The following is a 4,073-nucleotide window of genomic DNA, read 5'->3' on the forward strand; positions in this document are numbered from 1 at the left end:
TCCCGCTCCCGCTCCCGCCCCGGCAGCGCCCGCGGGACCCTCCGCAGATCTGACCAAGAGCGACATCAGCGAGGACTCCCGATGACGACGCCGCCCACGCCGCCGACGCCGCAGGCGCCGTACCAGCAGCAGGCGTACCAGCAGCCCTTCGCCCCCCAGCAGGGCGCGCAGGCCGGCTACTACACCTCCCCGATCCCGGTGCGCCCCGCCACCCTCGGTGACGCGATCGCCTCGGAATGGACCAAGATCCGGTCCGTACGCTCCACGATGTGGACGCTCGGCGTCATGATCGTGCTGGTGTTCGGCATCGGGGTGCTCTCGGCGATCGCCGTCAGTTTCTCCGACTCCGACTCCGACATGGACTCCACCCCGGTGCTCAGCCTCGGCTTCTTCGGCGTGCTCCTGGGGTCGATCTGCGTGATCACGCTCGGCGTCATGACCATCGCGTCGGAGTACGGCACCGGCATGATCCGTACGACGCTGACGGCCTGCCCGAGCCGCGCCCGGGTGCTCAGCGCGAAGGCGATCGTCTTCTTCCTGCTCACCTTCGTGCTGACGACCGTGATGACCACGATCGTCGCCCTGATCCAGACCGCCATGCTGGACGCCCCGGCGCCGACCGGGAAGGAATGGCTGAGCGGGACCGTCGGTGTCGGTCTCTACATGGCGACGCTGGGACTGCTGTCGCTGGCGGTCGGCGCGCTGATCCGGCACTCGGCCGGCGCGATCACCCTCATGATCGGCCTGGTGCTGCTGCCGCTCGTGCTGGCCATCTTCATGCTCGCCGACTCCCTCACGTCGATCCGTGAGTGGCTCCTGGAGTACTCGATCCCCAACCAGCTCAGCATCTTCTACGACAACTCGGTCGCGACGTCGGGGCCGTCCGGCTGGGAACCGCTGTGGCTCATGCTCGGCGTGACCGCCGTGGCCCTGGGCGGCGCCTATCTCGCGATGAACAACCGCGACGTCTGACGCCGGCGGCCGATTCTCAGTACCGAGGCGCGTTCCTGGACCGCTGCACCCGTGTGGTGCGGCGGTCCTTCGCGTTCCAGCACGCCTTGTGCCAATGCCTGCGGTCGTCGATCCCGCCGTAATCGGACCAGGCCACCAGGTGCGGGAGGCCCGAGGGGATCTCCTGGTCGCAGCCGGGGCACCGGTAGCGCTTGCCCGCCGCGCTCGCGCCGCTCACCGGGCGGACCGACCACTCCTCGCCCTGCCACTCCTCCGAGCGCCCTCCGCCGCCGTACCGGTCCCCCTCCGCGCTCGCGCTGCCGGTGGGACTGTCGCCGCCTCGGGGGCGGTTGCGGCGCGGGGACACGTGACACCTCACGGGACAGGGCTGGGCAGTTCCATCCAGCGTAGGGCCATTCGGCGGGGGCATACGTCTCGCACCGCCCGGGGCGGGACGGGTAACCGGAAAATCGCAACAACTTCCCGTTGGACCGTGCCTTTGGCACGTGTCAGACGTTGTTGCCGGTAGGGGAGAGCCGCGTCGGCCGCAAGGAGGTATCTGGCGATGCGTGTGGGAACGTTCGTACTGGCAGCCCAGTTTCCGGGGCAGGGGCCGGGTGAGGCGCTGCATCGCGCGATCCGGTCCGCCGAGGTCGCGGAGGAGTCCGGCCTCGACTCGGTCTGGCTGGCCGAACATCATTTCGTGCCGTACGGGGTGTGCCCGTCCGCCGTGACACTGGCCGCGCTGCTGCTCGGCCGCACGCGCAGAATCCGCGTCGGTACGGCGGTGAGCGTGCTGCCGACCCAGCATCCGGTCGCGCTCGGCGAGCAGGCGGCGCTGCTGCATCTCACCAGTGGCGGCCGGTTCACCCTCGGCGTGGGCCGGGGCGGGCCGTGGATCGACCTGGAGGTGTTCGGCGGCGGCCTGGAGGCCTACGAGAACGGCTTCCCGGAGTCCCTGGGACTGCTGCTCGACTGGCTGCGCGAGGCGCGGGTGGCGGGACGCGGGGAGCGCTACGGCTTCCGCGAGGTGGCAGTGGTCCCCCGGGCCGACGAGCTGATCGACGCGGAGAGCGGGGAGAGCCCCGGGGGCCCCGAGGTGATCGTCGCGTGCACCTCGCCGAAGAGCGTGAGACTCGCCGCCGAGAACGGCTTGCCGATGCTGCTCGGGATGCACTGCGGCGACGAGGAGAAGGCCGAGATGGTCGCCCTCTGGCGCTCCTGCGCGCTCGCCGCGGGCCGCTCGCCGGAGAGCGTACGGCAGGCGGGGCACGTGTCCGCGGGCGTGGCCCAGATCGCGGACCGCGCGGACGACGCCCGGGAGACGCTCGTGAAGGCGATGCCGGGCTGGCTGCGGCAGGGGCTGGACGCCCATGTGACGGTGGACGGCCGGCACCGGGTGATGCGCGACCCGGTCGGCTACACGGAGCTGCTGTGCGGACTTCATCCGGTGGGCCCGCCCCGGCTCGCGGCCGACCGCCTCGCGGCCACGGCGGAGCGCACGGGCATCACCCGCTTCGCGCTCCTGGTGGAGGGTTCCGGAGATCTCGTGGCCACGGAGGAGAACGTAGCGCGGCTGGGCACCGAGGTACTGCCACTCCTCGAATGACCCAGGCCTACGGGTTTCACGGTGTACGTACGGGAGCTGCCGCCCCGGACCAGTTGCACCTCCCGCGGCCCGGGGCGGCAGCAAAAGCGTTCAGCAGTCCCGAAGTCCGGGCGACTGGTTGAGCAACTGGCCCCTCACCGAGGTGAACTTGGCCAGTCGGTCGTCGACCGAGGCGTCCAGCGGGAACACCGCGACGCGGTGGCAGTTCTGGAATGCCAGGCGCACCCCGAAGTGCCGCTGCAGCGCGCCGCGTATCGCATCACTCGCGAGCGCACGCAGCAGCTGACCACGTGCCTGCTCGTTGGGCGGCGGCGTCTGGTTGTCGGCGAACTGCCCGCCGTCGACCTTCAGCTGAGCCACCAACGAGCTGATCATCTCCCATGCGTAGGGCAGGGAGGTCCGGACGCAGTCGACGAAGTCGGCTTCGTCGACCTCGCCTCGCTCGGCCTGTTCCAACAGCGCCGGTGAGACGTCGAGCGACATGGGTTCTCCTCTCGCGACCCCGACGGAGAGCCGGGGCCTTACGGGCAGGGAAGAAGGACGGCGACGCAGCGTGCACGCACGGCGACCTCCTGCATCCACGGTAAGGGCGCAGTCCGGGCCGCACCAGGAGATTGGGAACACAACCGGCCAATAACGAAGGGGTTCAAAGAGGGGCAAGCCAGAAAGTGTCACTCCGGGGCGGGAAGGGAGTGACGGGTGGGTGAATCGCGTCGAGCACCTGTCGTCGAGTAGCGTTGCCGACCATGCGTCTCGTCATCGCCCGCTGCTCCGTGGACTACGCGGGCCGGCTCACGGCCCACCTGCCCTCCGCTCCCCGTCTGATCCTGGTGAAGGCGGACGGGAGCGTGTCGATTCACGCCGACGACAGGGCGTACAAACCGCTCAACTGGATGTCGCCGCCCTGCACCCTGAAGGAGGGCGCCGACGACACCGCGGGCGTCTGGACCGTGGTGAACAAGGCGGGCGAAAAACTGATCATCACGATGGAGGAAATCCTCCACGACTCGTCCCACGAGCTGGGCGTCGACCCCGGCCTGATCAAGGACGGCGTGGAAGCGCACCTCCAGGAGCTGCTCGCCGACCGGATCGAGACGCTCGGCGAGGGCTACACCCTCATCCGCCGCGAGTACTTCACCGCCATCGGCCCGGTCGACATCCTGTGCCGTGACGCCGACGGGCAGACCGTGGCGGTCGAGCTGAAGCGGCGCGGCGACATCGACGGCGTGGAGCAGCTGACCCGCTACCTGGAGCTCCTCAACCGCGATCCCCACCTGGCGCCGGTGAAGGGCATCTTCGCCGCCCAGGAGATCAAGCCCCAGGCCCGCGTCCTGGCGACGGACCGCGGCATCGGCTGCGTGGTCCTCGACTACAACGCGATGCGCGGCATCGAGGACGACAAGCTCAGGCTCTTCTGACCGTCCGGCCTTCAGCCCCGTCCGGTGACTCCCACCGGACGGGAGCCGAACCCGCCCGGCAACCCCACCGGACGGGCATCCGCACGCCCCCAGCC

The 4,073-nt window shown here is 70.0% G+C and carries 5 protein-coding genes; 3 read left to right on the top strand and 2 right to left on the bottom strand.

Going from position 1 to position 4,073, the window contains the following annotated elements:
• Nucleotides 1-81: 81 nt before the first annotated feature.
• A complete protein-coding gene (locus JGS39_RS37420) occupies nucleotides 82-972 on the top strand; it encodes an ABC transporter permease (RefSeq protein ID WP_219574245.1) in 891 nt (296 codons plus the stop codon).
• Nucleotides 973-988: 16 nt separating this feature from the next.
• Here the strand turns inward: JGS39_RS37420 and JGS39_RS37425 are convergent, their stop codons facing one another.
• Nucleotides 989-1,318: an Rv1322 family protein gene (locus JGS39_RS37425; protein ID WP_219574246.1), complete on the bottom strand. Its 330-nt coding sequence runs from the start codon at nucleotides 1,316-1,318 to the stop codon at nucleotides 989-991.
• Nucleotides 1,319-1,516: 198 nt separating this feature from the next.
• Here JGS39_RS37425 and JGS39_RS37430 point away from each other — a divergent pair, with 198 nt between their 5' ends.
• Nucleotides 1,517-2,560, top strand: a complete 1,044-nt coding sequence (locus tag JGS39_RS37430; RefSeq protein WP_219574247.1) for an LLM class flavin-dependent oxidoreductase — start codon at nucleotides 1,517-1,519, stop codon at nucleotides 2,558-2,560.
• A 90-nt stretch (nucleotides 2,561-2,650) separates the two neighbouring features.
• Here JGS39_RS37430 and JGS39_RS37435 read toward each other — a convergent pair whose 3' ends face one another.
• Nucleotides 2,651-3,043: an SCO5389 family protein gene (locus JGS39_RS37435; protein WP_219574248.1), complete on the bottom strand. Its 393-nt coding sequence runs from the start codon at nucleotides 3,041-3,043 to the stop codon at nucleotides 2,651-2,653.
• A gap of 263 nt (nucleotides 3,044-3,306) precedes the next feature.
• Between JGS39_RS37435 and nucS the strand changes: the two genes are divergently transcribed.
• Entirely contained in the window at nucleotides 3,307-3,978 is a 672-nt protein-coding gene (gene nucS, locus JGS39_RS37440; protein WP_219574249.1) for an endonuclease NucS, read from the top strand.
• The last annotated feature ends 95 nt before the right edge of the window (nucleotides 3,979-4,073 follow it).

This window comes from Streptomyces poriferorum (assembly GCF_019399235.1).
Lineage (GTDB): Bacteria > Actinomycetota > Actinomycetes > Streptomycetales > Streptomycetaceae > Streptomyces > Streptomyces poriferorum.

What these genes read in the sequence shown, in the direction of transcription:
- JGS39_RS37420 (WP_219574245.1), top strand. Translation starts at nt 82, where the DNA reads ATGACGACGCCGCCCACGCCGCCGACGCCGCAGGCGCCGTACCAGCAG.
- JGS39_RS37430 (WP_219574247.1), top strand. Translation starts at nt 1,517, where the DNA reads ATGCGTGTGGGAACGTTCGTACTGGCAGCCCAGTTTCCGGGGCAGGGG.
- JGS39_RS37435 (WP_219574248.1), bottom strand. Translation starts at nt 3,043, where the DNA reads ATGTCGCTCGACGTCTCACCGGCGCTGTTGGAACAGGCCGAGCGAGGC.
- nucS (WP_219574249.1), top strand. Translation starts at nt 3,307, where the DNA reads ATGCGTCTCGTCATCGCCCGCTGCTCCGTGGACTACGCGGGCCGGCTC.